This is a genomic window from Acidobacteriota bacterium (assembly GCA_040752915.1).
Lineage (GTDB): Bacteria > Acidobacteriota > UBA4820 > UBA4820 > DSQY01 > JBFLVU01.
On the sequence record JBFMHB010000002.1, the window covers coordinates 43765 to 66979 of the forward strand.

The 23215-nt window shown below is 67.7% G+C and carries 14 protein-coding genes; 3 read left to right on the forward strand and 11 right to left on the reverse strand.

Annotated features, from left to right (window positions below; all coding sequences use genetic code 11):
• Positions 1-125: 125 nt before the first annotated feature.
• The 10 genes from AB1824_00950 to AB1824_00995 form a co-directional block, all read right to left on the reverse strand.
• The gene (locus AB1824_00950; GenBank protein ID MEW5763516.1) at positions 126-6692 is read right to left on the reverse strand and encodes a hypothetical protein; all 6567 of its coding nucleotides are present in this window, start codon (positions 6690-6692) and stop codon (positions 126-128) included.
• Between the two features lie 354 nt (positions 6693-7046).
• Positions 7047-9824 (reverse strand): hypothetical protein, encoded by a 2778-nt coding sequence (locus AB1824_00955; protein ID MEW5763517.1) that lies wholly within the window; start codon positions 9822-9824, stop codon positions 7047-7049.
• Positions 9825-9933: 109 nt separating this feature from the next.
• Positions 9934-11397 carry an aminomethyl-transferring glycine dehydrogenase subunit GcvPB gene (gene gcvPB / locus AB1824_00960; GenBank protein ID MEW5763518.1) on the reverse strand — a complete coding sequence of 488 codons (1464 nt, stop codon included), beginning with the start codon at positions 11395-11397 and terminating at the stop codon, positions 9934-9936.
• Positions 11394-12743 carry an aminomethyl-transferring glycine dehydrogenase subunit GcvPA gene (gene gcvPA / locus AB1824_00965; protein MEW5763519.1) on the reverse strand — a complete coding sequence of 450 codons (1350 nt, stop codon included), beginning with the start codon at positions 12741-12743 and terminating at the stop codon, positions 11394-11396. The genes gcvPB and gcvPA overlap by 4 nt, the downstream gene beginning before the upstream one ends.
• Positions 12744-12752: 9 nt before the next feature.
• Positions 12753-13142 (reverse strand): glycine cleavage system protein GcvH, encoded by a 390-nt coding sequence (gene gcvH / locus AB1824_00970; GenBank protein MEW5763520.1) that lies wholly within the window; start codon positions 13140-13142, stop codon positions 12753-12755.
• A gap of 89 nt (positions 13143-13231) precedes the next feature.
• A complete protein-coding gene (gcvT, locus tag AB1824_00975; GenBank protein ID MEW5763521.1) occupies positions 13232-14332 on the reverse strand; it encodes a glycine cleavage system aminomethyltransferase GcvT in 1101 nt (366 codons plus the stop codon).
• 123 nt (positions 14333-14455) lie between these two features.
• A complete protein-coding gene (gene mqnC / locus AB1824_00980) occupies positions 14456-15529 on the reverse strand; it encodes a cyclic dehypoxanthinyl futalosine synthase (protein MEW5763522.1) in 1074 nt (357 codons plus the stop codon).
• A complete protein-coding gene (locus AB1824_00985) occupies positions 15516-16304 on the reverse strand; it encodes a menaquinone biosynthesis protein (GenBank protein MEW5763523.1) in 789 nt (262 codons plus the stop codon). The genes mqnC and AB1824_00985 overlap by 14 nt, the downstream gene beginning before the upstream one ends.
• Positions 16301-17551, reverse strand: a complete 1251-nt coding sequence (locus tag AB1824_00990; GenBank protein MEW5763524.1) for a CinA family nicotinamide mononucleotide deamidase-related protein — start codon at positions 17549-17551, stop codon at positions 16301-16303. The genes AB1824_00985 and AB1824_00990 overlap by 4 nt, the downstream gene beginning before the upstream one ends.
• 25 nt (positions 17552-17576) lie before the next feature.
• A complete protein-coding gene (locus tag AB1824_00995) occupies positions 17577-18236 on the reverse strand; it encodes a lysophospholipid acyltransferase family protein (protein ID MEW5763525.1) in 660 nt (219 codons plus the stop codon).
• Between the two features lie 117 nt (positions 18237-18353).
• Between AB1824_00995 and asnB the strand changes: the two genes are divergently transcribed.
• Both asnB and AB1824_01005 read left to right on the forward strand, forming a co-directional pair.
• Entirely contained in the window at positions 18354-20231 is a 1878-nt protein-coding gene (gene asnB, locus AB1824_01000; GenBank protein ID MEW5763526.1) for an asparagine synthase (glutamine-hydrolyzing), read from the forward strand.
• A 105-nt stretch (positions 20232-20336) separates the two neighbouring features.
• On the forward strand, positions 20337-20954 hold the full coding sequence (locus tag AB1824_01005; protein MEW5763527.1) for a hypothetical protein: 618 nt from the start codon (positions 20337-20339) through the stop codon (positions 20952-20954).
• A gap of 68 nt (positions 20955-21022) precedes the next feature.
• Here AB1824_01005 and AB1824_01010 read toward each other — a convergent pair whose 3' ends face one another.
• Positions 21023-22423 (reverse strand): MFS transporter, encoded by a 1401-nt coding sequence (locus tag AB1824_01010; GenBank protein ID MEW5763528.1) that lies wholly within the window; start codon positions 22421-22423, stop codon positions 21023-21025.
• Between the two features lie 151 nt (positions 22424-22574).
• Here AB1824_01010 and AB1824_01015 point away from each other — a divergent pair, with 151 nt between their 5' ends.
• Positions 22575-23180 (forward strand): glutathione peroxidase, encoded by a 606-nt coding sequence (locus AB1824_01015; protein ID MEW5763529.1) that lies wholly within the window; start codon positions 22575-22577, stop codon positions 23178-23180.
• The last annotated feature ends 35 nt before the right edge of the window (positions 23181-23215 follow it).

The following is a 23215-nucleotide window of genomic DNA, read 5'->3' on the forward strand; positions in this document are numbered from 1 at the left end:
CTTTATTCTAGCAGCCCCCAAGGTATGGGGCTTCGCTCTCCGACTCCTCGTCGCCTCTCTTGGCGAGATCAAACAGGTGGGGCGGGCCGGAGCCCGCCCCGTTTGAATCCGATGCCGGGCTTCTCCTACTTGTCGCAGTACGCATCTGCCGTGCGGGCCGTGCCGGAGGAGTTGTTCCCCAGGCTCCCCTCCGTTCCGAAGCCGTTGTCCGCCGTCACCAGGAAGTACAGCACCTGCGTGCTTCCCGTGATCCCGCTTTCCAGATCCACCAGGGACATCCTCAGCATTCCCGGCTCCGCGTCCGGCGTCCATCCCGCCCACGCGCAGTCCCGCTTTCCGTACTGCGGGTCCGCCACCTGGAACGCCGACGTGTTGGGGCTGTTGGACACGTAGACCTGATAATGGCTCGCCGTCACGTCCTCGAAGACGATGTCCGTCGCGCTCCCGTTCTTGTACGCCTTCAGCGGGTGGTCCGCGCTTCCCGACACCTCCCCCGCCATGCAGGGCGAAATCGTCACCGCGTGGCCCCCCGACGTGCCCGCACACCCCGAGGCGTTCGTGTAAGACACGGTGTAGGTGCCCGACGCGGTGGCCGTATGCGTCGCGCTGTCCGTGCCCACGGGGCTCCCGTTCAGGTACCACTGGTACCCCGTCATCCCCGATTCGGTGCTGAGATTCACGGTCGAAGCCGGGCAGGTGTTGGACGAAGCTCCTGAAATGGCCGGCGCGGGCGTGGCGTCCTCGTCCGAAGCCGCGGACCCGCCCGTCTCGGCCTCCATCCCGCACGCGTTCTTGTACCGCACGCTGTAGGTGTAGCTCACGCCCGGCAAAGCCGTCGCGTCCGTCACCGACGTCGTCCCGTAGGCCACCTCCGCCTGAAGGACGCTCCCGTCCCGTAGCACGTCGTAGGTCCTCGTCCCCGACACGTCGCCCCACGACCCCGGGTCCGCCGGCCAGCTCACCGCAATGCCGTCGTTCGCGCAGGCGCTCGCGTCCACGGCCGTCACGCTCCCCACCGACGAAGGCGCCGCGCACGACGTGCACGTGCCAACGGTTGTAACGCTCACTTCCACGTCGTCGATAAACCACCCGAGGGATGCCGTATTGCAGTCGACTATTACGCAGAAGGCGATCCAGACGGTTTTTCCGGCCGCCCCCCCGACATTGCCAGAAATGGCGTTGCAAGCAGCATCCAAGTCCAGGACCGTATTGACCAGCGTGCTTTGTGTGTCTGTCCAAACAGGCAGTCCAGCCGCATAATCAGGAGGACAGCCGTTCGTTCGAATTGTGTTGGTATAGGTGTTCTGCAAGATGGCGGCGGAGGGAACCAATGTGTAATTCGAAGCGTCTGTTGAAACGGCCAGCAGTGCTCCGTCATACCGATTCTCAAAGCTCCAGCGATGCCAGAAACTCATCCTGGCGGACGTTCCATCCGCGGGCACAGCAATCCCAGAAGCGCCGTTTGGCTGTGCAAAGGTGAAGTGTGAAACCACAGTCGTCAAGCCCGTGCAGGTGGAGGCTCCGTACCGGAATACGTGAGTCCCACTGCTCGAAGGCGAGCAGGACTGTATCCCACGCCAATCGGTCAACGTTCCGGTACCGCTAAAATACCCTGTTGTCCAGTCGCTCAGCCCCGAGCCGGATTCAAAATCGTTGAAATACAAGATCGAAGTACTCGCCGTTCCCGGCGCGGCGCCGCGCTCGGTCGCGTTCGCGTCCTCCAGCCCGTTGACCGTCTCCACCGCCCGCACCACGTAGTAGTACGTCGTCCCGCTCTGGACGCTCGCATCCGTCCACGTCGTACCCGTCAAGCCGCTCTCGATCTGGTTCGACGGCCCCGGCGTGAAGCCGCTCGCCGTGTCCCGGTACACGTTGTAGGTCACGCCCCCTCCGCACGAGGAGGCCGCCGCGCTCCAGGCCAATTGCAGGGAGCACGTGGCCCCCGACACCGCCGTCACGGAAGTCAAACCCGAAAAGGTCGGCGGATTGATGCACGGCGCAGCGGGCGTCGTGGCCTCCGCGCAGGCGCTGTAGGCCGACTCGCAGACCCCGGACACCGCCGTCACCACGTAGGCGTACGTCGTGCTCCCGCCCGCCGTTCCGTCGCTGTAGGTGGTGGCGGCCACGGGCCCGCCCGTCGTCAGCTTCGTGTAGGCCCCCTGGGGGCACGTTCCCGTGGCTCGGTACACGTGGTACGCGCTCGCCCCGCCCACGGGGCCCCAGCTCAGGTCCACGTTGTTGTAGGCCGTAGCCGTGGCCGAGAGCCCCCCCGGCGCCCCCGGCGTCCCGTTCGCGTCCGTCCCCGCCGTCGCGTTCGACCAGGGCCCCGTGCAGGAGGCGCTCCGTCCCCGCGCCGCATACGTGTGCGAGGCCGTATCCCCCGGCGAGTACACGTAGGGACTCGTCACGCCCGAGAGCGTCGTCGTCCCGTCCACCAGCAGGTCGTACGCCGTCGCCCCCGCCACCGCGTGCCAGGTGACCTGCACTCCGCTCAGCGCGCATGCGCTCACGTCCCCCACCAGCGGCGCCGCCGGCGCCAGGAGGCCGTTCACGTCCGTCCCCGCCGTCGCGCCGGACCACGCTCCCGTGCAGGAAACCGTCCGGGCCCGCACCGCATAGGTGTGCGAATTGGAGTTCCCCGGCTCGTAGAAATACGGGCTCGTCACACCCGAAATCGTCGTGGCCCCGTCGATCAGGAGATCGTAGGCCGTCGCTCCCGAGACCGGGCCCCAGGACACGTTCACTCCCGTCAAGGCGCAGGCGTCCGCGTCCGTCACCGCGGGCGCCGAGGGCGTCCCCGGCGTCCCATTCGCATCCGCGTAGCTTTGGGCGCCGGAATCCGTCGTGCACGTCTCCACCACCGCCTGGACCACGTAGCTGTGGGAGGACGTGTCCCCGGGGTTGTACAGCGCGCCGGAGGCATACCCCGCCACCGCCACCGACCCGTCTCGCAGCAGGTTGTGGCTCGTGGCTCCGGAACCCGCCGTGTACGACACCCGGATCCCGCTCTGCGCGCACCCCGACTCGTCGGCGAATCCCGTGATCTCCGGCGCGCCGGGCGGCGTGCATGAAGTGCCGGTGGTGCACGTGCCGTATCCCGTAATCAAGACATCGTCGATGGCGGCCTCGATCAGACCGCCGACGACGGTCCCGTCGGCCGCGCGCACCCGGATCCGCATGGTCGAAGTCAAGCCGACGTAGTTCTCCAGTTGGAACGTGACGTTCGTCCATGTGTTGTGGCCGGTTACCGAATCCGGCAACGATTCGAGCTGGACCCACGTGGACCCTCCGTTGTTGGACACCTCAAGATAGTAGTAGTCACCCGAATCGTCGTTGGTGTATTCGTTGAGAAACCACCGCCACAGCGAGAGCGTCGCCGAGGCATATCCGGAGGCGTCGAAAATGGGCGATGTTGCGATGACCTCCCCGCCGTCCACGTCGTCCGTCCCCGCGGCCCCCGCCGGGTTCGCCGCCGTGTACAGGGAGTTCACGCCGGGGGAGGCGGTGTGGTCGTCCTCCGGCTGAGATGGCTCACCCAGGTTCCCGGTCGTTCCGACGGGATCTCCGATCACGAAATCACCCGTCGTGGCGGCGGGGGAGCCCTTCGCGAAGGTCCATCCGAGATTGCCCCCCTCAAAGGTGTCCGAGAAGAGCGTCGCGGAGCCGCCCGTGGGCGTCCCCGACCTCTCCACGAGGTTCCCGTCCTCGAGGCCGTTCGCCGAATCGTAGGCACGAACGACGTAGTAGTAAGTCGTTCCGTTCGAGAGCCCGACGGAGTCGGTGTAGGAGGTCCCGGTCCACCCCGCGTAGAGGCGGTTGGAGAAATTCGGGGTGAAGCCGCTCGTCTCCGACCTGTATACGTTGTACGTGACACCCCCCCCGCAGTTCGAGGACCCGGCGGACCAGGAGAGTTGCAGGGTACACGTGGCGCCCTGGGAGTTCGTCACGGAAGTGACACCCCCGAAGGCGGGAGGAAGGGTGCATACCCCCGTGGCGGTGGCTTGGGCGCAGGCGGATTGGAGGGACTCGCATCCGCCCGTCGAATCGACGGCGGAGACCTTGTAGGAGTAGGTCGTGCCCCCGCTCACCGTGGAGTCCGTGTACGGGGAGGACGTGAGGCCCGAGGCGATGACGGAGAAGGCCCCCGGCGCGGCGCACGTCCCCACGGCGCGATACACCCTGTAGGTGGCGCCCGCCGGGGTTCCGGCGCTCCAGGGGATGGTCAACTGGTTGTCGCCCGGAACCGAGACGGTGCCGATGGTCGGCGTCCCCGGGGTGGTGCAGGGAGCGGGCGTAACGGTCACGCAGTTGCTCATCGGGCTCACGCAGGCATCGCTGGAGCCGATCGCCTGCACGCGGTAGTAGTAAGTCACACCGTTGGCGAGGGGCGTGTCGGTGAAGGAGGTGGACGGGGCCATCACGGTGCCGACCTTGGTGTAGCCCGCGTCGCACCCGGTCTCGTTGCGGTAAACGTAGTACTTCGCGGCGTTGGCGACCGTCCCCCACGAGAGGGAAGCCTGCGTATTGCCGGCCGCCCCCGAGAGAACGGGCGCCACCAACGCGGGGCAGCAGTTGGCCTGGTCCGTATTGACCACCGTCGTGCAAGCGATCTTGTGGCGGTTGAAGGCGTTGAAGATGGCGCTGGCGTGGGGTGTGCCGTTGCTGAGATCTCCGTCGCAATCGTCCACCACCCGGAAGGTCGTGAAGTAGTTGCTGGTGGCGCAGCCGTTGGAAGTGGTCAGGGACGGGCAAGCGTAGGCCGAACCGGACGTGGACCGGCTGGCGTACCAGAGGCGGTCCATCAGCTGCCATGCCGTGGCCGCATCGAGCCCCCACGCCGTCAGGTCCCGCACGGGGAGATCCCACATCGCCTGCGAGGAGATCAGGGACTCGCAGTGGCCTTCGTAACCGCAGGGCCCGTCGTAGGAGGGGTTCGTGTCGCAATTGAAGCCGCTGGAATTGTCCAGAAAGGTCGGATCGTACGGCGTGTTGGAGGCGTGCTTGGCGTAATCGATCTCGCGGATGCCGGAGCAGCTCAGGCAGCAGTCGCCGTACCCGGAGCAGTTGTATCCGACGGTGGTCGTTCCGCACCCCCGGTTCATCGTGTAGAAGAACCCGCCGCCGGCGCAGGATCCGTGAGTCTGGAGAACCCCCGAAAAGTCGCCGTAGGTTTCCCCGGTGCCGTTGTCCCCTGCCGGCGAGCCATCGTTGGAGTCCAGCCCGTGGGCCCATTCGTGGAGAGACACGCCGGGCAGTTCGCCGGTGTTCCAGCAACCTCCGCCGGACCGGAAGAAGTTGATGGACGTTCCATCCCAATAGGCGTTGCATGTATCCGAAATGTTGACGTGGTCGGTGATCCTTCCTTGGAGCCACGTATTTCCGGGGAGGTACGTGAAGGCTTTGATCTTGATCATGGATACGTTGTAATACTGCGTCCGGGAGGCCCTCGTGTTTCCCGCCCCGCCTCCGGGGCTGCTGCAGTCGGTCGCGGCGCTGGTTCCAAAGTTGATGAGCCCCGAAGCGTCCGAGGCGAGCGAGATGGACCCACAATCGTCCACGATGTCCACGCCGCCCACGTTGCCCGCGCTTCCCGTCCTTCCCGTCATGGTGCTCGTTCCGCTCGTCCCGGGAAAACTGCCGACGATGTCGGCCCAGGCGGACCCGCTGTAGTCCGCGTAAGGGAACGGCACGATGACTTCGGTGGCGGGCTGGTCGGTCTTGTACACGCCGCCCTGGATGCTCCCGTAGCGGTTCGCGTCCACGAATTCGAGAAGTTCCCCGTTGTGGGCGTCTACCCTGGCCTGCCACGTGCCCATCACGCCGGGCCGACGGAAGCTCATTTCATAGACAAGGCGGTATCGGAGGCCCTGTCCCCCCTGGACCAAGACCCGCGAGAGAGTCTCCGGCGCGGAGACGGGGACGATCAAGAGCCGCCCGGGCTCCAGGACTTGATCTTGCGGCGAAGGCCCGCCGATGAACCCGTACAGGATCTGCCAGGCGGTCTCGGCGGTGATGGCCGGAAGGGGGTCCAGCCCCCGGATGGCCTCGGGGTTCACGAACTCCTGCCCCACCTGCACCAAGTTCCCGTGATTCAGACGGAAGATGAGGTGGGCCTGATCGACGGGGATGCCGTGGTAGGTCCACTGGAAATTCAAGAAATAGAGGTAGTCGAGGACAGGGCCGGAGCCTTCCGTCACCAATGCCAGATCGTCGGGCTTCACCCCGAAGAGGTCCGGATAGGCCGCGAGGAACTCCAGAGCGCGACCCGCCACCACTTCCACCGGAACATCCCGCCCTTCCATGAACGCCGGCAGCCCCAGGTCATCCCCCTGCAGGGTGTTGGCCGTGCCCGGGATCCATGGAATTCCCCGGCCCTCCAAATGCGCGGGCCGTCCCGTTACCCGGTCAAAAAGCATGATCCAGCGGCCGCCGCGGTCGGTGAAGAAGCGGTCCCAGTCCCCCAGGACCGGAGCGAGCGCTTCGATTTCCGCCCGGGATGCCCCGGCCCGGTATTCGTCCACGGAAACCGTCTGGGAGGTGACCCATGTTTCCGGTTTCGCGAAGGACAGGGAATCCAGGAGGTCCTTGTCCTCCTTCACCACCTGCGCCGCCACGGCCAGGGGCAGGAGTGTCGCCATGCCGAGACCCAGAAGAAACCGCACGCCCCGCCGCGCCACCCAGCATCCGACCATTCGATCCTCCTGCGCCTGAAGAAAACCCCGACCGGCCGCTCACACCGACCGTCGAACTAGATACTACGTACACATCACCGTGCTAACTCCCACCCCCGCAGGAGGTAATTCATGGAAGAATCTATTTATGATCGCGCAACTTGTCAAGCCGGTAACCGAAAAGCGTATACTTAGTTACCGCTTTTTGGAGGCATTGCGCCGCCGTGCCCCGGCCCAAGGGATTCGGAAGGACTGTATCCTCCGGAACCGGGCCCCCCGGCCGGTTTTCTCCGGTCCCCAACGAAACCGGGGCGGGCCGAAGCCCGCCCCGAGGGTTGGATGGAAGGTGGGCCCCATAGGGGCCTCGTCGCCGACCTATTGCGGCTGGGGGAAACCGCCCGGGCCGGGAAGGAGGATGGCGTAGGCGCCGCGGCCGTACGTGAAGGCCGTGAGGGTGGTGCTGGCGTAAGGGCTCCCGGCGGGCCCGCGGTCCACGGTGAGGTACTGAATGACGGTGTTGGGCAGTCCCTCCTGGAAGCGGTACCAGACGGGGGAAGCGGCGGAGATGTCGTTGGTGAAGTAGAAGCCCATCTCGGTGCCGACGAAGGCCTGGACCGGGTTGTTGGGGTTGATGACGATGGAGTTGGCGGGCACGTCGGGGAGGTTGCCCGTCTTGTCGGTCCAGGTCCAGGCCCCGCCCGAATTGGTGCAGAGGAAGACGTGGCCCGGCGTCGTGGGTGTGTTGGGGTTGAACCCGCCCACGGCGGCGTAGACCTTGTACTCCGTGGTGGGATCGAAGGCCACCCCCATGACGGCGCGGTTGGGGAGAACGGTGTTGCCGCCCGTCAGGTCGGTCCATTTGGACTTGCTGTTGGCCTTGCAGGCAAAGGAGGAGGTGTTGGCCGCCGCCAGGGTGCAGTTGGCTCCTTTGAACGCCGTGTTACTCCACTGCACTCTTCCGTCGTCGGAGCCGACCACCACGGCCGTGGGATTGGACAGGGCGATGTCCAGGCTGATGAGGCTTCCCTGGCCCTTGGTGAGGTCCTTCTTCGTCAGGCGCGTCCAGACCCCGCCCCCGTCCACGCTGGCGTACGGCCTGTGGGAGCCGTAGACGAGGTTTTTGCACGCCGTCGTGTTGCCGTGGAAGACGTCCATCTTGAAGGGCGCGCTCCACCCGTTCCGGTCGCCCGACCACTTGGTGGCCAGACGGGTGTAGTAGCCCGAGGCCCCGTCGGTGGAGCGGTACATGCCTCCATAGTAGACCTCATAGAGCCAGTTCCCCGCCGTGAGGGTCCCGCCGATGGGGTCGAAGGCCGTGAAGAAGCCGTCTCCGCCGGCCCCCCTGGCCTGCCAGGTGAGGTCCGGATTGGAGCTGTCCCAGCTCGCCGTGCCGTTGTCCTGGGATCCTGCGAAGAAGTACTGGACCGCCCCGCCCGCCAGGTCGGCCCCGGTCTGACCCGCGTACCACTGGATCGTACCCACGTCCTTGTTGAGGTCGGTGAAACCGCCCGCCGTGCCGTCGGCGGCATAGAGGCCCCCGTCGCTTCCGAAGAGGAAGAGGGAGGAGGGGCCCGTGCCGGAGACCCACTCGGCTCCATGCTGGTCCGGGTGGAGCGAGCCGTAGCTCGGGCAGCCCGTGCTGTACACGTTGCTCAGGTTCGTCAGGGTCATGGAGGTGTAGGTGGAGTCCACAGAGGCCTTGTAGAGGTCCACACGGCCGATGTACAGGGTCTTGTCATCGCCGGGATCCGTCAGGAGGAAGAGGTTGTACCAGTCCTGCCCCTCTCCCCGCGGAATGTTGTAGCAGTCCCGGTAGTTCGTGTCGGCGCTCCCCGCGAGCATGCGCCAGGTCTGGCCCTGGTCCGTCGTGACCCAGGTGCCCAGGGCGTTGGTCTGGGAGGCGCTCTGGACCTGTGCGTAGAGGACGAAGTTCCCCGAGGCGTTCCCCCGGGAGGAGGCCAACCGGATGCGCCCCAGGTCCGTGGCGGCGTTGGTTCCGTTCCCGGTCCCCGCCGGCCATCCGTTGGCCGAGAGGGTGAGGGTCGGGCAGCCCGAATCGGGGACCGTACCCTTGTACACCCCGTTGTTGCCGTTGTAGGCCGAGGAGGTGAAACCCACGGCCACGTAAAGCGTGGTGGGGACGGTGGAGGGGTCGAGGACGATGCCGCTGATGCGGTTCAGGGCGCCGATGGGCTGGTCCAGGTTCAGCGGGTCCGTCGGATTGGCCCCGAAGGGACAGCGGGTCCAGGTGAGCCCGGCGTCGTGACTGATGAAGAGGTCGAAGCGCGTCCCCACGAGGATGTTGTCGCTGTTGTTCGGATCCACCTTGATGACGCCGATGTTCTGATTGGCGAAGCGCGGCGTGAGGGCGGCGAAGGGCGTGAAGACGTCGGCGCCCAGCTGGGTCCAGGTGAGACCGCCGTCGGTCGTCTTCATGATCCCCTGGCCGAACTGGTCGTAGGCGTCGAAATCGCCGGTCCCCACGTAGACCGTGTCCGGATCGTTGGGGTCGATTTCGATGGCGCCCACCGCCTGGGTCACGAAGTCGAAGTCCTCCCAGAGCGGCGTCCACGCCGTGTCGGGACCACAGCAGTTCTGGGTCTTCCAGAGTCCGCCCGTGGCCGCTCCCGCGTAAGCCGCGATGGCGCCCGGGGTGCTCGTCGTACGGGGGTCCACGGCGATGGCGTTGAAGCGCCCCGTCACCCGGCCGTAGGTGTACCCGTCGGTCTGGGTGGACATGTCCATGGGGGAGGGGCCGACGGGAGTCCAGGCGTCGGCGCCGATGGTCAGGCCCTGGGTCCGGGCGGGACGGCTGGTCCCGGCCGCCGGCCACCGGCCCTCGGGGACCTTCTCCTTCACCCAGCGCGCCGCCGATTCCATGGCCCCGGTGGGGATGGTGGTGCCGGGATAGGTCATGAGGTGCCAGCGCCAGGCGCCGTGGCTCTTGACCGCGGAGCCCTCCACCTCGAGGGCCGACCCGGCGGGCGGAAGGTACTTGGGCTTGGGGGCCGCCTTGGCCGAGGGCTTGGGCGACGGAGGGGGGGCCTTCTTGGCCGCCCGGGCGGGCAGAGCGAGCGCCGAGAGGAGGAGGATCCCCGCCAGGGGAACCGAGGAAAACCGCTTGAACGTACGGGTCAATGTGGGCTGAGACATGGTCTCCCTCCCGCCGGCGGACCGGCTTTGCAGCGTTGAGATGCCCCGCGGCATCTTTCGACTCCCTCCCCCGGTGGGGGGATTCGGACCGGCGCGAAAGGCCTTGCGATCAGCCCTCCTTGGGCCGGTAGGTCAGCACGGGGTTCCGGGCCGCCGACACTTCGTCGAGGCGCTTCCGGAAGGCCTCGTGGGGGGCCTTCTTGACGAACTCCGGGTCTTTTCTCGCCTCGTCCAGGATCGCCTTCACGGCCTCCACGAAGCGGTCCATCTCCTCCACCGGCTCGGTCTCCGTGGGCTCCACCATGAGGGCCCCGTGGACGATGAGGGGAAAGTACACGGTGGGCGGGTGGAAGCCGTAGTCGATGAGGCGCTTGGCCAGATCCATGGTGGTGATGCCCCCGGGAAGGCCCTTGTCGCAGAAGACCACCTCGTGGAGCGTGGGACCGTCGAAGCCCAGGGGGAGGTGCTCCCCGAGCCTCGCCCGCAGGTAGTTGGCGTTGAGAACGGCCATCTGGGAGGCCCGCTTCAGGCCCTCCCCACCCATGGTTTCGATGTAGCAAAGCGCCCGGACGAGGATCAGGAAGTTGCCGAAGAAGGCGTGGACCTTGCCGATGCTCTTGGGACGGTCCCAATCCCAGCGAAAGCCGTCCTTCCCCCGGACCAGCACCGGTTTGGGCAGGAAGGGCTCCAGGTGGGCCTTGCAGACCACGGGGCCCGCGCCCGGACCCCCGCCTCCGTGGGGGGTGGAAAAGGTCTTGTGGAGGTTGATGTGCATGACGTCGGCGCCCCAGTCGCCTGGGCGGGTAATCCCCATGAGCGCGTTGAGGTTGGCGCCGTCCACGTAGACCTGGCCGCCCTGGGCGTGAAGGATCGAGCAGATATCCGCGATGTTTTTCTCGAAGATGCCCAGGGTGTTGGGCACGGTGAGCATGATGGCCGCCACGTCCGGCGCCATGCGGGCCTTGAGGGAGGCGAGGTCCACGCAGCCGTCGGGCCCGCTCCGGATCTCCTCCACGCGGTAGCCCGCCATGTGGGACGTGGCGGGGTTCGTGCCGTGGGCCGAATCGGGGATCAGAACCACTTCCCGGGCGTCCCCGCGGTCCTCGTGATAGGCCCGGATGACCTGCATCCCCGTGAATTCGCCCTGGGCCCCGGCCGAGGGCTGGAGGGTGCAGGCGTCCATCCCCGCCACGGCGCACAGGGCCCGCTCGAGGGTGTGGAGGATTTCCAGCGCCCCCTGGACCGAAGCGTCGTCCTGCATGGGGTGGAGGCCCGTCAGGCCCTCGAACCGGGAGACGTCCTCGTTGAGCTTCGGGTTGTACTTCATGGTGCAGGAGCCCAGCGGGTACAGGCCGTAGTCCACCGCGTAGTTCATCAGGGACAGCCGGGTGAAGTGCCGGACCACGTCCACTTCGCTCAGTTCGGGAAGGCGGGCCGGGGGATCGGGGCGCAAGAGATCCCCGAAGAGAGCCTCGGCGTCAGCCGTGGGGACTTCCTTGGTGCACAGGCAGACTCCCAGGCGGCCGGGCTTGTCCTTTTCGAAGAGGAGCGGTTCCTCGATGAAGCGGCTCATGAAAGACCTCCCAGGATCTCGGCGAGCTTCTCGGAGGCCTCTTTCGGCGTCTGCTCGGTGGCGCAGAGGAGGTACCCGTTGGACAGCTCCGGATAGTGGGCCGTCAGGTCGAGGCCGCCCACGATGTGGGCCTTGAGGGCCTCGGCGTTGGCCCGGGAGGGGGGGATCTTCAAGCCCACCGCGAACTCGTTGAAGGTGGGGCCCGAGAAAAGGGGCCGGATGCCCCGCTCCGCGAGTAGGGACTTGAGGTGCTCGGCCTTGCTCAGGTTCCTCAGGGCGAGTTCGCGGAGGTTCCGCCGGCCCATGAGGGCGAGGTAGATGACCGCGGCGAGCATGCAGAGTCCCTGGTTCGTGCAAATGTTGGAGGTGGCCTTCTCGCGGCGGATGTGCTGTTCCCGCGTCGTCAGGGTGAGGACGAAGCCCCGCCGTCCCTCGGCGTCCCGGGTCTCTCCCACCAGGCGCCCGGGCATCTGCCGCACATGGGCCTTTCGGGCGGCGAGGAAGCCGAGGTTCGGGCCTCCGTATCCCAGCGGGAGCCCGAAGGAGCGGGCCTCGCCGCACACCACGTCGGCCCCCGCGTCGCCGGGAGGCCGGATCAGGGCGAGGGCCAGGGCCTCGCAGACCACCCCCACGAGGAGGGGGCGGTTGGGACCCGCCGGAAGGGCCGCGGCGACGGCCCCGAAGTCCTCCACGACGCCGAAGAAGTTGGGCTGGCCCACGAGGAGGCAGCACGCCCCCTCCAACCCCGCCCCGGCGAGGGACGGGAGGTCGATCCGGCCGTCGGGCCCGTAGGGCACCTCGGCCACGTCGAGGTCCAGGTGTTTGAGGTAGGTGCGGATCACCTCTCGGTAAGCGGGGTGGAGGGACTTCGCCACGAGCACCTTCCGCCCCTTGTGGACCCTCGCGGCCAGGAGGGCCGCCTCGGCCGCGGCGGAGGCCCCGTCGTACAAGGACGCGTTGCAGACGTCGGTCCCGCACAGATCGGCCATCATGGTCTGGAATTCGAAGATGGCCTGGAGAGTGCCCTGCGCCAGTTCGGGCTGGTAGGGCGTGTAGGCCGTGTAGAATTCGCTCCTCGAAAGGAGGTGGCCCACCGGGGCGGGGACGAAGTGATTGTAGGCGCCCGCGCCCAGGAAGCCCGGACGGCACGTGAGGGAGTGGTTCCGGGACGAGCGGGTGACGAAGCGCTCCCTCAGGTCGCATTCGGGCAGGGCCGTGGGCATGTCCAGAGGCGCCTTGAGCCTCAGAGGCTCCGGGATGGAGGCGAAGAGGTCCTCCACCTGGGACACGCCGGCGGCGGTGAGCATGACCCGGAGGTCCTCCGGACTCTGCGGAAGGTAACGCATGGGAACTCCTCAGTGGGAGGCTTCGGCGACGTACTTCCCGTAGGCCTCGGCGTCCATCAGCCCGCCGATTTCGGCGGCGTCGGAGAGGGCGATCTTGACGATCCACCCCTCTCCGTAGGGATCCTGATTCAGGAGTTCGGGGTGGTCCTTCAGCGCCTCGTTGGCGGCGGAAACCGTTCCGGATACCGGGGCGTTGAGTTCCGAAACGGCTTTCACGCTCTCCACGCTGCCCATGGGGTTCCCCGCCGTGACGGCGGCTCCCACCTCGGGCGCCTCCACGAAGACGATGTCGCCGAGTTCGTGCTGAGCGAAGTCCGTCACGCCCACCACGGCCTCCCCACCGCTCGCGCGAACCCACTCGTGGGTCTTGGTGTACCTCAGGTCTCCGGGCACGTTCATCTGCACCTCCGGAGCCCGGGCGCCTTTCTCCGAAAGTCCCCGGGCCTCACCTCGCCGTCACTCCGCTCTTACGTCCTCGCCAGCCCGAGCTAGCGGCTTCTCTTGTAAAAAGGCTTGGGGACGACCCGCGCGGCCAGGCGCCTGCCCCGCACGTCCACCTCGAAGGCCGAACCCGGGGCGGAGATCTCCACGGGCAGGTACGCCATGCCGATGGACTTCTTCAGGAAGGGCGCCTGGGTCCCGCTCGTCACATGGCCCACCTTTTCCCCGCCTTGGTAGCAGTCGTACCCGTGGCGGGGGATTCCCCGGTCCACCAGTTCGAAGCCCACGAGCTTTCTCCGGACCCCTTCGGCTTTCTGCCGCTCGAGGACCTCCCGGCCGTTGAAGGAGGGCTTGCTCAGTTTCAGGATCCAGCCCAAATCCGCCTCGAGGACCGTCGTCGTGGCGTCGATGTCGTTGCCGTACAAGGCCATGGCGGCCTCGAGGCGCAGGGTGTCCCTCGCACCAAGGCCCGCCGGCTGGAGTCCCTCCTCCCGGCCCTCCTTCAGGAGGGCCCGCCAGAGTTCCGGGGCCTTGGAGGGGGAAAGGTAGACCTCGAAACCGTCCTCCCCGGTATAGCCGGTGCGCGCCAGGAGGCAGCGCTCGCCGAGCACCGTCCCGTAGGTGAACCAGTAATACTTCACGGCGGAAAGGTCGGAGTCGGGAACGAGCCTCTGAAGGATGGCTACGGCCAGAGGACCCTGGATGGCGATCTGGGCCGTCTGCGGGCTCCGGTTGGTGACCGTGGCGTCGAAACCCGAGGCTTCTTTCAGAATCCAGGCGTGGTCCTTGGGCTCGTTGGCCGCGTTGACCACCAGCAAGTAGCGGTCCTGTGCGACCTTGTGGACCAGCAGGTCGTCCACGAAGGTGCCCTCCTTCGTCAGGAGACCGCTGTACTGGATCTGGTTCACCGCCAGCTTGGAGGCGTCGTTGCTGCACAAGTGCTGGACGAGGTCGAGGGCCTGGGGCCCCTCGATCCAGATCTCGCCCATGTGGCTCACGTCGAAGAGGCCCGCCCGGGTCCGGACGGCCTCGTGCTCCTCGAGGATCGACGTGTACTGAACGGGCATGTCCCAGCCCCCGAAATCCACCATTCGGGCGCCCAGGGCTCGGTGCTCCTCGTTCAGGGGGGTGCGCTTCACGCTGTCCATGATTCCCCTCCGTAAGCCGCCTATTCTAGGCCCCGTTCGGCACAGCGTCAAACGAATTCCCGCCGTGTCCCACACCCCTGGGTGAGGCGCCGTGGCGGCTGGAATCTCGCGGAGGCGGAGGCCCTATTCGGCGGGTTCGTACAGGGTCCTTCGCTTCCGGGGAGTGAATCCCGCGTCGCGGATGAGTCGCCGCAGCTCCTCCTCGTTGGTCCGGTTTCGGCACCCCGCCGCGGCCACCACGTTCTCCTCGATCATGATGGAGCCCATGTCATTGGCCCCGAACCGGAGAGCCACCTGCCCCATCTTCAGCCCCTGGGTGACCCAGGAGGCCTGGACGTTGTCGAAGTTGTCGAGGAAGAGACGGGAGAGGGCCACCACCCTCAAGTAATCCACCCCCGTGGCGGGGGCTTCCTGGAGGGGGGTGTCCGGTCCGGGCTGGAAGGTCCACGGGATGAAGGCCGTGAAGCCGCCGGTCTCGTCCTGGAGGCCGCGAAGGTGGCACAGGTGGGTCAAGATGTCCCGCGGCGACTCGATGGACCCGAACATCATGGTGGCCGTCGTGCGCAATCCCTGGCGGTGCGCCTCCCGCATGACCGCGAGCCATTCCTCCACCGTGGCCTTGCCCCGCGCCATGTCCTCCCGCACCGCGTCCGAGAGGATCTCCGCCCCGCCGCCGGGAATGCTCATGAGCCCCGCCGCCTTGAGCCGCGCCACCACCTCTTCGAGCGGCAGGCCGAAGCGCTTGGCGAAATAGGTGAGTTCCGGGGGAGAGAAGGCGTGGACGTGAATCGCCGGGAAGCGCTCCCGGATGGCGCCCAGCATTTCTTCGTAATAGGAGAAGGGCAGGGTGGGGTGGTGCCCTCCCTGCAGGAGGATCCCCGTGCCGCCCAGCTCCTCCGTTTCCCGGATCTTCTGAAGGATGGCCTCGATGGACAGGACGTAGCCTTCCGGGTCGCCGGGTTTGCGGTAGAAGGCGCAGAAGGCGCACCGCGCCACGCACACGTTCGTGTAGTTGATGTTCCGATCCACGATGTAGGTGGCCACGCCGTCCCGATGGCGCCGCTCCCTCGCCCCGTCGGCCGCGGCCCCCAGGTCGAGCAGGGGCGCACTTTCCAGCAGGACCAGGCCCTCGTCCAGGGACAGCCGCTCCCCCGCGAAGGCCTTCTCCAGCGCCCGGATCGCGTCATTCCCCGCCATACGGCTCTCCCCACTTGGAGGGCGGGGGCTCCTCGCCCAGGACCTCGCGGGAAAAACGGGCCAGGGCCGCCCGTTCTTCCCGGCCGAGGGTGAAGGACAGTTGCCGGGTCAGGTAGTGGCGGATGCGCGACGGCGAAAGGTCCAGGGCCAGGGCGTGGCGGGCCACGATGTCGTCGAGGCAGGCCAGGCCCAGGGCGCACGAAGACGCCAGGACCTCCCGGACCTCGTCCGTGCAGACCTCCCTCCGCCCCGCCCATACGGCGAAGACGAAGGGCAATCCGGTGCGGGCCTTCCACAGGGAGGCCAGGTCGAGGGCCGGGAGCCGCCCGAGGGCGCCGGGGAGACGAAGGGCGCGGTCCCCGATCACCAGGGCGGCCTCGCCGGGACCGAGTCGATCCGGGGCGATTCCCTCCTCGAACGACACCCCCTCCGGAAGGGCTTCCTGGAGGAGGAGGCGAAGGAGAGCCTGGGAGGTCCGGCTCGCCGGATCGAGGAAGACCCTCCGCACGGAGGCGAGATCACCGCCCAGGACGAGAAGGACCGACCCGGCCTCGTCGGGCGCCACCACGCCCAGGGGGGCGGCCAGGGTCAGCCAGGGCTCCCGCAGAAAGACCACGGAGGGCACGAGGCCCAGGTCCGCCTCTCCCTTGAGGAGCCGCTCGGCGCAGCGCGAGGGCACGTCGAAGGTGACGTCCCATCCCTCGGGAGCGCGGCCCTCCGAGAGGCCCCACGTGAGGGGGGCCGAATTGAGGAAGCCCACCGCGGAAACCCTCATGGCGCCGCGGCGCCCCGGACCCGCCGCCAGAGATGGTAGAGCGCCATGTGGGCCGAGAACTCCATGACCGAGAGCCGGTCCAGGGGGAGGTGGACCCTGTGCGCCCATTCCCCCTCGGGCGTGCCCACCGCGACCCAGACGGTTCCGGCGGGCTTTTCCGGACTCCCCCCGCCGGGGCCCGCCACGCCGGTGGTCGCCGCCGCGCAGGCGGCGCCGAAGCGCGCCCGGACCCCCCGCGCCATGGCGCGCGCTGTTTCCTCGCTCACGGCGCCAGACCGTTGAAGAATCTCCGGCGCCACTCCCAGGAGCGAGGATTTGGCCTCGTTGTCGTAGGCCGTGACCGAGCCGAGAAAGTACCGGGAGGCGCCGGCCACGGAAACGACCTTGTGGGCCAGGAGGCCCCCGGTGCAGGACTCGGCCGCCGCCAGGGTCCAGCCGCGTCGGAGCAGGGCTTCCCCGAGGGCCGCCTCCAGGGAGGTCCCGTCCAGGCTCACGAGGTGGCCCTTCCACCCCGCGGCGAAGGCGCGCCGCGCCTCTTCCTCCAGGTCCGCCGCCGATTCGGCGGGAGGGGAGGTGATCGTCAGCGTGACCCGGAGGATCCCCAGGTGGGGGAGGATGGACACGGAGACCCCGCGCCTGCCATACCAAGGCGACAGGACCGGCTCCGCCGACGCTTCGGGAAGTCCCGCCAGGACGGCCCGTACGGTCCGCACTTCGGGCTGCTCCGGGAACGCCTCCCTCAGTCTCGGAAGGACGCCGCCTTCCAGCATCTCCCGAAACTCGGCCGGCACGCCGGGAAGCAGGATGAGGTGTGCCTTGCCGCGCCTCAGACAACATCCGCAGGCCAGCCCCCGGGGGTTGGGGATCGCTTCGGAGCCCTCGACGACGAGGGCCTGGCGGCGGTTCACCGCGTCCAGCGCCCGGCCGCGGGAGGCGAGCCGGCGGGTGAGTTCCTCCGCCCAGGCCCCGTCCTCCACGATTCCGACGCCGAGGGCCCGTGCGGCCCCCTCCCTCGTGAGGTCGTCCCCGGTGGGTCCGAGGCCCCCAGAGGCGAGGACCACGTCGCAGGTCTCGAGGGCCCCGCTCAGGGCCGAGGCGATGGCTTCCACCCGGTCCTCCACGCGCGAAACGAGGCCGATGTCAAACCCCGCTTCTTTCAGGCGCGCGGCGGCGAGGACCCCGTTGGAATCCCCTCGAGCGGGATCCGTCATCTCCGATCCGATGGCGAAGAAGGCGGCCGTGGGCATGGGACGTCTCCGGGCGGCTCCGGCTTCAGCCGCCCGCCGGCGCGGCCTCCAGGTAGTCTCCGTGTCCGTTGGACTCGAGGAGTTCCGCCAGGGCGTCCATGACACGCTCCGACAGCTCCTCGGGCTTGAGGCGGGCGAGCCCGGTCAAGGGCTTGCCCACGTAGAGGGTCACCCGGCCGGGTTTGGGGATCGTCCGCCCCACCGGATAGGCCTCCCGGGTTCCCGCGATGGCCACGGGGAGAATGGGGACCTGGGCGCGGACCGCGAGCAGGCCGAGGCCCGGCTGTCCGGGGAGCAGTTTCCCGGTGCCCGATCGCCGGCCCTCGGGGAAGATGGCCACGACCCTCCCCCCCTTCAGGAGGGAAAGGGCCTTCTTGATGGGGGCCAGCTGAAAGGCCGCGCCGGCCTGCACCGGGATCACATCCATGAGCCGGGAGAAGAGGTGGACCACGGGCTTGCGGAACTGCTCCTCGGCCATGATGAACCAGAGGCGCCGTCTGAGAAACGCTCCCAGGACCAGGGGGTCCACGAAGGAGGCGTGGTTGGCGGCGACGAGGACGCCTCCCTGGGCCGGAAGATTCTCGCCGCCGATGACCCGGACCCGAAAGTAGGGACGGAGAAGGGTGCCGAAGGCCCCCTTGGCGGTGGCGTAGGCGGCGGCTTTCAGGGCTTGCTTCAGGTTCATGTTCTGCGGTCGCTCCGGACCTCGTAGCCTATCCCAGGCCGGGCCCCTTGGCAAGGCCGGTCGCCCTCCGTCCCAAAACGGTCCCAGGGCCGTGTAGAATGCCGGTGGCGGCGTACCGTGTGCGGCATCTGCGGAGAGGTGGCCTTCGGAGGCGGAGCGGACCCCGAGCGGGTCCGGGCCATGGCGCGCGCCCTGGGACACCGGGGCCCCGACGGCGAAGGGCTCTGGTCCTCCCCCGACGCGGCCCTGGGCCACCGGCGCCTGGCCATCATCGACCTCTCCGACGCCGCCTCCCAGCCCATGGCCAGCCCCGACGGCCGGTACCGCATCGTGTTCAACGGGGAGATTTACAACTTCCTGGACGTGCGGGCCGAACTGGAATCGCTCGGGGAGCGCTTTTCCACCCGGTCGGACACGGAAGTCCTCCTCCGGGCGCTCACCGTGTGGGGCCTTCCCGGCCTGGCCAAGATCAACGGCATGTGGGGCTTCGCCCTCTGGGACGCGCGGGAGCGCACCCTTCTCTTGAGCCGGGACCGCGTGGGCGTGAAACCCCTCTACTGGGTCCGGACGCCCCGGGGCATCGCCTTCGCCTCCGAGATCCCGCCCCTGCTCCTTCATCCGGCCGTGGGCCGCGAGATCCATCCGGCGGCCCTGGCCGAGCAGGTGGCCTGCCGGTACGTCCTCGCCCCGCGGACCCTTCTGAAGGACGTGAAGAAGCTCCCCCCCGGACACATCCTCTCCATCTCCGAGGGGGGCGTCCGCCTCTTCCCGTATTGGCGGCTTCCCCTGGAGCCCCCGGAAGGGACGACACCCCTCCGGGAGGAAGAGGCTGTCACCCGCTTCGGAGATTGCTTCGAGGCCTCGGTCCGGCGCCAGCTCATCGCCGACGTTCCCGTGGGGGTCCTGCTTTCCGGGGGGGTGGACTCCTCTGCCCTGGCCGCGGCCGTGAGGCGTTGCGGCCAGGAGAAGCTGTCTACGTTCACGGTGGCCTTCGCCGGCAAGGGCGCCTACGACGAGCGGCTGTGGGCCCGCGCCGTCGCCACCACCCTCCGCGCCGACCACCACGAACTCGTCATCACCCCCGAGGCCTTCGCCGAGAGCCTGGAGGGCGTGCTCGCGCGGCTGGACGATCCCGTGGCCGACTCCGCCGTCCTGCCGCTGTACCACGTGTGCGCCCTCGCCTCCCGCCACGTGAAGGTCCTCCTGTCGGGCCAGGGGGCCGACGAGATCCTCGGGGGATACCACCTGGAGCGGGTCCTCAAGCAGATCCGGGCCATCGTCCTGCTGAGGGGGATCCCCGGCGCCCGCCACGCGGCGCGGGCCATCGCCCGGCGCGACCCCAAGCGTGCGTATCTCCTTCGTTGGGAAGAACTGCGCAGCGCGTCCCCGGGGCAGATCCCCGGCCGCATCCGCTACGACCTCACCCTCCCCCTGGGGGAGGCGCGGGTGCGAAGCCTTCTGATCGATCCGCCCCCTCCGCCGTACGACCGGACCCTCGACGCCTTCTACATGGAGGTCCCGTCCCACCGGGGCCCTCTGGACGCCATGCTCTCGGTCCTCGTGAAGGGGTGGCTCGCCGACAACCTCCTCAACCATTCGGACCGCATGTCCATGGCCCACTCCCTGGAGATGCGCGTCCCGTTCCTGGACGGGCCCCTGGTGGATTTCGCCTTCGCCCTCCCCGAATCCATGAAAGTCCGCGGCTCGGTCACCAAGCACGTCCTCAAGCGCTACGCCGTGGAGGCGGGGGTGCCCCGTCACGTGGCCTACCGGCGGAAGAAGGGCTTTCCCGTCCCCTGGGGAGCCTGGGTGCGAGGCCCCCTGCGCGAACGCGTGCGGGACATCCTGGAGAACTCGGCCTGGATGCGGCCCCACTTTCGCATCGAGGGGATCCGCGCCGCCTTCGAGGAGCACCAGCGAGGCGCGGAGCACGATCTCCTGCTCTGGAACCTCGTGGTCCTCGCCCACTGGGGCGAGCGCATGGGCCTGAAATAGGGCGGAAGCCGCAAGCCCGGGGCGACTGCGCCGGGCGCGCCCCCGGACCGGGGGGCCGAAACCTTCGACGCGGGCCTGCGTATCAGCCCGCAGAGGAGGTGCAAGATGAACCCCGCGACCCTTCGAAAAGCCATCCTGACGACGCTCCTGGCGGCCCTCGTCCTGGCTGCGGCCGCCCCCGCCGTGGCGGGCTCAGACCCTCTGGTCCAGATCCGCGTCCAGGGCGACGGGGAGCAGGCCCTCATCGAGGTCCCCATGAAGGTCCTGGAGTTTCTGGACAAGAACCAGGTGGGGAAGGAGTTCCACGCCTGCCGCATGCACGGCCAGGACGTCACCCTTTCCCTCGGAGACATGATGAAGGCCCTGAAGCAGGCCGGATCCGGCGGCGAGACGGTCCTCATGACCATCGAGGAGGAGGGGAAGAAGCGCAGCGTGACCGTGGGCTTCGCCGATGAAAAGTCCCTCCGCCCCGGCAAGGCGCCCACCCAGGTGGTCCTCTCGGTCCGCGGCGAGAAGGGCGGAAGCGAGCCCAAGGACATCAAAATCAGCGTCCCCCTCGCCACGGTGGAGGCCATCTTCCAGGGGGTCAAGATCGAAAAGGAGGGCGACGACCAGGCCGGGCTCCTGATCCGCCAGCTCGTCCCCTTCGCCCGGGACCTGGGTACGGGCCTCCTGGCCCGCGTCGTCTCCGACGACGGCGAAGTCTCCATCGTCCTCGAATAGGTCCTTCGATGCGAAGAAAAGGGGCGGCCGGCGGCCGCCCCTTTTCTGTTGGCGCGAGACGAACGGTTTCAGGCCTTGGTCTTGAAGTCCTTTCCGACCCATCCCTTGGCCAGAAGGAGGAGGAGCGTCGAGCAGATGGCGATGCACCCGAAGATGAGCCACATCTTCTGGGGCCCGGCGGTGCCCTGAGCCGGATCGAATCCGGCGGGGCAGTATTTCTCGATCATCCACCCCGAGTAGAGGGCCGGCACGAGCACCTTGGTGAGGAACCAGGGGAGCTGGGCCACACCCATGTATTCGCCGGTCCTCCCTTCCGGCGCGATTTCGGCGGCGTACTGGAGGAACCGGGGCTGCCACATGGCCTCGCCGATGGTCATCACCACGAGGTACCCGAAGAGCGTCCAGAAGTTCGTTCCAATAGCCAGGAAGAAGGCCGGCACGGCCATGACGAAGGTCCCGATGATCATCATCGTGTAGACCTTCCGCTTGTAGGTCAGCGCCGTGATCACCGGAACGGCGATGAAGATCAGGAGGGGATTGAAGTTCGAGGCGATCTCGAACTTCTCCCCGATCCAGCCCGTGTAGCACCGCGAGACGTACTGGGGAAGGATGAGCCAGTTGTAGGTGAAGAGCGTCTGCACGGGGATGAGGGCGAAGATGAAGAAGGCGAATTTGAGGTCCGTCAGCGGGTGCGTCTTCAGCCAGTTCACGAACGAGAAGGGCGGCTTCGGCGCCGTCTCGTCCGCCGGCGCCTCCCCCCGGTCCGCCCGGGCCTTTGCCGCGGCCTCCTTCACGACGGTCCGCGAAAGGATGAAGAGGGTCAGCAGGAGGGAGACGAGTGTAAATCCCGCGTAGACCCAGAAGGCCCCGTTGATGCCCCAGCCGAGGTACTTCTCGTCCCGGATGAGGAAGGCGAAGGTGGGCAGGTACCCGCCCAGGTTCATCAGGGCGTACAGCATGGCGAAACCCATGGCGGCGGTCTTCTCGTTCGTGAACTTCCGCACCGCCGCGTAGGCCGCCGGCTGGTACATGCCGTATCCCACGACCACGAGAAGGATCCCTCCCAGCGTGGCCAGGTGGATGCCTCCCCAGAGGCCGGGTTGGAGTCCGAGGAGGGGCGCCCCGGCGATGACGAGACGGCCGCACAGCATCACCACGAAGGCGAGCGCGAGGGCGAGCCTCACGCCGTAGCGGTCCGCCACGAAGCCGAGGAAGAACATGGCGATGGTGATGCCCGCCGTCTGGACCATGACCATCCGGTGGGACCAGACGTCCGCGTGGGGGACGCCCGCGAAAACGAAGTCCGAGAAGTAGATGGCGAGGTACCCGAGGATTCCGAAATACACCATGCCCTCGAGGAAGTACGGCAGGTTCACGCCCCAGAGCGCCCGGGGGGCGTGGATGAGGTCCACGAAGGGCTGGGTGATCTCCTTCAGCGGAGACGGTTTCGCATCGGTCTGGCTTTCCACGGCGGACCCTCCTCCCACGGCAAGGCTACTGTATCATGAGGGGGCCGAACCAGACGTCCTCTTGCGCGCGCTTCAGGCCTCCCCTGGAATCTTTGAAGGAAGTGCGGCGTTGGGGCCGGGTGGGGTGAAGGCCGGCTTCAAGGAGGCACGAATGGTGTTGCTCAAAGTTGCAGCGGGACTTCTGGCTCTGGTTCTTGTGGGGGGCGCGCTTCTGTATTCGCGCCTGGACGTCCGCGCCTCGGATCAGAGCGCCGTGGGCCCACGGACCGAAGCCACCGTCTACGGGTTTACCCTTCCCCTGAACGACGGGACGCCGAAGGCCCTCAAGGACTACGAGGGCAGGGTCCTGCTCATCGTGAACACGGCCTCCAAGTGCGGCTTCACGCCCCAGTACGAGGGGCTGGAGAAGCTCTACGAGACTTATCAAGACAGGGGCTTCCTGGTCCTGGCCTTCCCCTCCAACGACTTCCTGGACCAGGAGCCGGGGAGCGATGCCGAGATCGCCCAGTTCTGCCGCCTGAACTACGGCGTCACCTTTCCCGTCTTCGCGAAATCCCGGGTAAAAGGGAAGGACATGAACCCCCTCTACCGCTTCCTCACGGAGCGCTCCGGCTTCGACGGGGACATCTCCTGGAACTTCAACAAGTTCCTCGTGGACCGGAAGGGGAGAGTCGTGGCCCGCTTCGGCTCCCGCACCGCCCCTCAGGATGCCGAACTCGTCCAGGCGGTGGAGACCGCCCTGGGACCCGTGTCCTGAAATCAGGGAGACGCCAGGCGAGAGACGTGAGCCGG

Coding starts and splice junctions, on each gene's coding strand:
- AB1824_00955 (MEW5763517.1), bottom strand. CDS start 9,824: ATGTCTCAGCCCACATTGACCCGTACGTTCAAGCGGTTTTCCTCGGTT.
- AB1824_01015 (MEW5763529.1), top strand. CDS start 22,575: ATGGTGTTGCTCAAAGTTGCAGCGGGACTTCTGGCTCTGGTTCTTGTG.
- AB1824_01005 (MEW5763527.1), top strand. CDS start 20,337: ATGAACCCCGCGACCCTTCGAAAAGCCATCCTGACGACGCTCCTGGCG.
- gcvT (MEW5763521.1), bottom strand. CDS start 14,332: ATGGACAGCGTGAAGCGCACCCCCCTGAACGAGGAGCACCGAGCCCTG.
- AB1824_00985 (MEW5763523.1), bottom strand. CDS start 16,304: ATGAGGGTTTCCGCGGTGGGCTTCCTCAATTCGGCCCCCCTCACGTGG.
- gcvPB (MEW5763518.1), bottom strand. CDS start 11,397: ATGAGCCGCTTCATCGAGGAACCGCTCCTCTTCGAAAAGGACAAGCCC.
- gcvPA (MEW5763519.1), bottom strand. CDS start 12,743: ATGCGTTACCTTCCGCAGAGTCCGGAGGACCTCCGGGTCATGCTCACC.
- gcvH (MEW5763520.1), bottom strand. CDS start 13,142: ATGAACGTGCCCGGAGACCTGAGGTACACCAAGACCCACGAGTGGGTT.
- AB1824_00995 (MEW5763525.1), bottom strand. CDS start 18,236: ATGAACCTGAAGCAAGCCCTGAAAGCCGCCGCCTACGCCACCGCCAAG.
- AB1824_00990 (MEW5763524.1), bottom strand. CDS start 17,551: ATGCCCACGGCCGCCTTCTTCGCCATCGGATCGGAGATGACGGATCCC.
- AB1824_00950 (MEW5763516.1), bottom strand. CDS start 6,692: ATGGTCGGATGCTGGGTGGCGCGGCGGGGCGTGCGGTTTCTTCTGGGT.
- mqnC (MEW5763522.1), bottom strand. CDS start 15,529: ATGGCGGGGAATGACGCGATCCGGGCGCTGGAGAAGGCCTTCGCGGGG.